This is a genomic window from Ruegeria sp. YKSF57 (assembly GCF_059612585.1).
This window is the reverse complement of sequence record NZ_JBXWQW010000098.1, coordinates 1-5,236: the sequence shown is the minus strand read 5'-3', so window position 1 is coordinate 5,236 and position 5,236 is coordinate 1. Positions and strand designations below refer to the sequence as shown.

The window sequence follows — 5,236 nt, the reverse complement described above, 5'->3', positions numbered from 1 at the left end:
CAAAGTCATCATCACAGCAGTCGCTAGAAAGCTCGTTACAATCGCGAACGCACTCCTAAAATCTCGGCAAAACTGGTCGGCTCAGACCGCCTGAGAAATACAGTTGCTAGTGCTTGCGAGTCCGCTTTTGATCCGGTCACATCATCAGAGCCCCGACTACTTCAAATCGCATTTAGAACCCTGCAATCCGGTCGATGACCCAAAACGCGGCCAAGCTCCCGATGCCGTAGCTGGCTACGCGCTCAAGCTGTCCTGCTCGGTCTTTGATTGCCGGATAGGCCTGTTGGACCGCGAAGCCAACTGCCAGTACCACAGCGACAAACAAAATCTGGCCGAGTTCCACGCCGATATTGAAGGCAAACAGAGCCACCGGAATATCGCCTTCGGGCAGGCCGATTTCCCGCAGGGCCCCGGCGAAACCCAATCCGTGAATCAAGCCGAAGGTAAAGGAAACCGCCCATGGGAAGCGCATCGTCAGTGGATCGCGCTCTTCCGGTCGTTGCGACAACTCGAAAGCGAGAAACACAATCGAGAGCGCGATCACTGCTTCGACAGGTGGCGACGGGATGTTCAGCCAACCGAGCGTCGCCGCGGCCAGGGTTACACTGTGGGCAATCGTGAATGCCGTAATCGCCCAGAACAGTCGCCCGCGCCCTGGGATCAACAGCACAAGAGCAAAAACGAACAACAGGTGATCAACGCCCTCCAGAATGTGCGTCACCCCAAGCGCAACGTAGCTGGTAATGATGTCGAGAACCCCCTGGTTCTCCGGCACTTCAAACGCGGTTTCGGAGGGCGTGAGGCGATAGACCTGCGTCCGACCGGGTTCCAGTTCATACCGAACCAAGGTTTCCGTGCGGGTCTGGTCGAGGCCGGCGATTTCGATTACACCGCCATTCAGTCCGCCTGGGCAGGTCGTGACCCAAGCCGTTGTCCAGGCCCGCCCATCGAAGATCGGCTCTGCAGGTGGCTCGTGCGAGCAATTCTCTGGTAGGCGCGCCTCGATTGGCATCGGCCGACCTTTCACATCTGGTGTGCGCCAGGTTACGCGCCAGCGCTCCTGCCCGAGCGAGGCAAGCTCAAGATACCCGGGATCGAGTGCGTGGGCCGAAGCGGAACCCGGCAAACAGGTGGCTAGGACAACAATCAGGGCGGACAGGAGTCGGGTCATTGGCTCAGCACCGTATCGGCATCGGGCAGGCTGACCGGGTAACGATCCAGAAGTGCCTGACCGAAAGCCTCGCTCATTTCCTTCATTCTTTCGGCAAGCCATTCTGCTTTGACGCGGTCCCGGATGTCCGGCAGCGGCGGTAGCGCCGCGTCCTCCCTGTCAATCACTCGTACCAAGTGCAGGCCGTACCCGCTTTGAACCGGGCCGTGCCATTCTCCGATGGGCATGTCCTCGAGGGCCACGTGAAACCCATCTCCGAACGTCCGGTCGATCACCGGTGCGGGCGACATCGACAGACTTGGCGGCAAAAGGCTTGCAGCCCCTAATGTCCACGGGTCAGCGCCGCTGTCTAGCAAGGCGAGAACCTCTGAAGCCTCGCTTTCCGGTGGCAGGATGATGTGCTCAAAGGTAAAGCGCGCTGATCGCGTGAACCGGTCCGCGTTGTTGTCCAGATAGGCCTGGAGCGTGACGCCGTCGGGTTCCAAAGCGGCAGCGCCTGATTCCGCCAGATAGCGCATCTTTTGGTGCAGCCGTTGTCGGATCACTGCGTCCCCCCGGTCCAGCCCGAGGGCCAGCGCCTCGCGGACATTAACCTCTTCCAGGGCCCAGGACCGCATCAGGTGGTCGAGTTCTGTTGCTGTCGGTGCGCGGTTCCAGGTTGCGGTAAAATTTTGCACCAGACGGTCGGCGTCGGTCTTTGTCAGAACAATGGCATCAATCGCAGGGGCAGTTGCATCGTCCTCGACCACCCCGTAGCCGACAAAAATCAGCGCACCGATCACAAAGAAATGGATGAGGGGAGAAAAGAAAAAATTTCGCGGAGTCATCTGGGTTGCATTCAAAAGGGTCGTTTATCCGCTAGGCTTTCTGCTAAGCAACGAAATTGCAAGGCTTTCCGCGACCAGTACAAGTCCTATGAGGTTGGATGGCTGGCGAGACTCGTCCGAACAAATGGAAACCGTGGTTTAACCATGTGCCTCGATGCGGTTTCGACCCGCGATCATATTCCAATTTGAATAAGTGTTCGATTCTGCTAAGTTACGATCATTGAAGCCTACGATTGTCATTGGGTGGCGTAGAAGGGATGCATCTTTCCTACTGCTGCTCAGGCCTTTTTGTCGGACACATCCGGACAGAAACTAATAGGAAAGCGTTTCATGAATTTGTATCGGCCAAACTCCCCCAGAAAAGCGGCAATCTTGATGACGACGGCGTTTTTGTCTGGGGCCTTGCCCTCCGCTGCGCAGGAATGGACGCCTTCACCCGATCAGCTTGCCGATTCCTACCCCGCCCCGGCCTACTCGCCCTATGCCGGGCGCAGCTTTCCGGAACGACCGCTTTGGGGGGACACGCACCTGCATACTGGTCAGTCGATGGACGCAGGCGGCTTCGGCGCGCGCCTGACCCACGAAGACGCTTACCGCTTTGCCCGTGGTGAGGAGGTGACCGCTTCATCAGGTCAGCCCGTGCGCCTGTCGCGCCCGCTCGACTGGCTGGCGATCACCGATCATTCAGACGGCATGGGCATGATCATTGACGCCTTGGCTGGCAACCCGTCGGTGACGCGTTACGAACAGGGGCGGCGCTGGTCCGAAGGCTTCCGCGCAGGTGGACAAACCGCAGTGGAAACCGCGCTGGACCTGATCGGAACGGTGTCGCAGGGGGCAATCGATGTCGATCTCTTCAACAACTACATGCCCGGGGCCCGGCGTTTCGCGACAATCTGGTCAGACAACCTGCGCACCGCCGAACGGTTTTACGATCCCGGCGTCTTCACTCCGATGCTCGGGTTCGAATGGACGTCTCTTGTCGCTGGCAACAATTTGCACCGCAACGTCATCTTCCGCGACGGCCCGGCGCGCGTCGGGCAGGTCGTGCCGATGGTGATGACGCCGCCATGGGGCAGCCCTGACCCTATGGATCTTTACGCGTATCTCGACGCCTATGAAGACAAGACCAATGGTGCCGCGCTTGCGCTTGCACATAACGGCAATCTTTCCAATGGCGTCATGTTCCCTGTGGACACCCGCTTTGACGGTTCTGCGGTTACGCAGGAATATGTTGACGCGCGCGCAAGGTGGGAACCCCTTTATGAGATCACTCAAATAAAGGGTGATGGCGAGGCGCACCCTTTCCTGAGTCCCAACGACGAGTTTGCGGATTTCTACAACTGGGATGTTGGTAACCTTGACCTGTCAGAAGCCAAGACCAATGACATGCTTGCACGGGAATACGCTCGTGAAGGGTTAAAAACCGGGTTGGCCCTAGAGGCAAAATTCGGCACCAACCCATATAAGTTCGGCCTGAGCGGCGCAACTGACAGCCATACCGGTCTTGTCACGGCCGAAGAGGAAAACTTTTTCGGTAAACACACCGGGTACGAACCGTCGGCCGAACGCTTGCAGCATCCGTTCATGAAGAATGAGAATGGTGAACTCTTCGCATGGCAAATGCTGGCCTCGGGCCTCACCGCGGTCTGGGCAGAAGAAAATACGCGCGAAAGCATCTTCGACGCCATGGCCCGCAAGGAGATCTACGCAACGACCGGGCCACGCATCGCAGTACGGTTCTTCGGTGGCTGGGATTTTGTCGCGTCCGACCTGAACTCGCGCATTCCCTCGACGGTCGGCTATGCCAAGGGAGTACCCATGGGCGCCGACCTAATGGCCGCGCCCGAAGGCGCCACGGCGCCGACCTTCATGGTAGCGGCCTTGCGAGACCCGATTGGCGCCAATCTCGACAGGGTGCAGATCGTGAAGGGCTGGCTGAACGCGGATGGCACGACGGACGAAACGGTCTATGACGTTGCCTGGTCGGGCGACCGCCAGGCCGGTGCCGACGGAAAGGTTCCCGCTGTGGGCGACACGGTCGATGTCGCGTCTGCAAGCTGGAACAACACGATCGGTGCCTCGGAGCTTGCAAAGGTGTGGACCGACCCTGATTTTGATCCGTCACGTCCGGCCTTCTACTATGTCCGCGTGGTGGAGATCCCGACGCCGCCTTGGTATGTCTACGATGCTTTCCGTTACGGGATCGAGATCCCCGACGGGGCTCCCACATCGCAACAGGAGCGTGCCTACACCTCTCCCATCTGGTACACACCGCAGGGCTGATGAAAGCCGACGGTTGGTGTCTGCCGGATGACTTCAGAGATGGTTTGAAAATTGCGGAACAGGTTCGGATCCATTGTCGCAAAACGCCAGGAATCTGCCGGGCACGCTTCAATCGGTTTCCTTAAGACATGGGCGAAGGGGCGCCTCAGGTCAGCTCGATACGAACCCCCGATTCACCGTTAAGCAAACGCTTTAGGTGAAAGCTTGCAAGTTGATCACATGAGCGACTTCCAACCAGCGCTGCAAAGGCAGGTAGTGCTTCTGCATTTCCCGCCTCCAGCATAGAAAATGCCATCAAATAGTCGCGTGTGCCTGTGCAATTCCATTGGTCTTTGGCCAATGCTTCGAACGCGTCCACAATGTCTGAGCGCCCCCTAAGTGCAAGGCTGCCGATAGGTCTGCCTTCGAAGTTTCGCGCCCGTTCCGCCAGACCTGCGCTTACGCAAATTCTGGTTCCGAGTGTTTTGTTGGCTTGTTCCAAACGGGCAGCGACGTTTACCGTATCTCCATATGCGGTGTAGTCGAAGAACCTTTCACCGCCAAAGTTTCCCACAATTGCGGGCCCGGTGTGAGCGCCAATTCTTGTGGCGCCGACCAATATCCCTTTCCCTTCCCAGGCTTCGCGAAACCGTTCCGCTTTGTGGTCCAGCGCCAGAGCGCAGGCCACGGCCCGGTCGGCGTGATCGGGTTGATCGCCCGGGGCACCGAAAAGAATGTGCATGGCATCACCGACGATCTTTGTGACCGTCCCTTCATGAGCGAAAACGATGTCGGTCATACCCGTAAGATATTCATTCAAAAGGGTTTCCAGTTGAACGGGCTCAAGTGTTTCGGCCAAACTAGTGAATGAGGCGATATCGGTAAACAGGACGGAAACCTCCCGCCATTTCCCGGAAAAATCAGCTTCGTTCCCTGTCCTTGCCAATTGTTCGGCAAGGTTCGGGGAAAAGAA

The 5,236-nt window shown here is 58.0% G+C and carries 4 protein-coding genes; 1 reads left to right on the top strand and 3 read right to left on the bottom strand.

Annotation, left to right across the window (positions count from 1 at the left end; translation table 11 throughout):
* Positions 1-172: 172 nt before the first annotated feature.
* Complete coding sequence (locus AC2FLX_RS21820; RefSeq protein ID WP_496748319.1) at positions 173-1,171, bottom strand: HupE/UreJ family protein; 999 nt, start codon at positions 1,169-1,171, stop codon at positions 173-175.
* Complete coding sequence (locus AC2FLX_RS21815) at positions 1,168-1,998, bottom strand: peptidyl-prolyl cis-trans isomerase (RefSeq protein ID WP_496811158.1); 831 nt, start codon at positions 1,996-1,998, stop codon at positions 1,168-1,170. Before AC2FLX_RS21815 ends, AC2FLX_RS21820 begins: the two co-directional genes overlap by 4 nt.
* A 375-nt stretch (positions 1,999-2,373) precedes the next feature.
* Here AC2FLX_RS21815 and AC2FLX_RS21810 point away from each other — a divergent pair, with 375 nt between their 5' ends.
* Positions 2,374-4,284 carry a DUF3604 domain-containing protein gene (locus AC2FLX_RS21810; protein WP_496811159.1) on the top strand — a complete coding sequence of 637 codons (1,911 nt, stop codon included), beginning with the start codon at positions 2,374-2,376 and terminating at the stop codon, positions 4,282-4,284.
* Positions 4,285-4,429: 145 nt separating this feature from the next.
* Here the strand turns inward: AC2FLX_RS21810 and AC2FLX_RS21805 are convergent.
* A partial coding sequence (locus AC2FLX_RS21805) for an adenylate/guanylate cyclase domain-containing protein (RefSeq protein WP_496875559.1) occupies positions 4,430-5,236 on the bottom strand: 807 nt, incomplete at its 5' end.

Excerpts from the sequence above, each read along its gene's own strand:
- AC2FLX_RS21820 (WP_496748319.1), bottom strand. The coding sequence starts at position 1,171 with ATGACCCGACTCCTGTCCGCCCTGATTGTTGTCCTAGCCACCTGTTTG.
- AC2FLX_RS21815 (WP_496811158.1), bottom strand. The coding sequence starts at position 1,998 with ATGACTCCGCGAAATTTTTTCTTTTCTCCCCTCATCCATTTCTTTGTG.
- AC2FLX_RS21810 (WP_496811159.1), top strand. The coding sequence starts at position 2,374 with ATGACGACGGCGTTTTTGTCTGGGGCCTTGCCCTCCGCTGCGCAGGAA.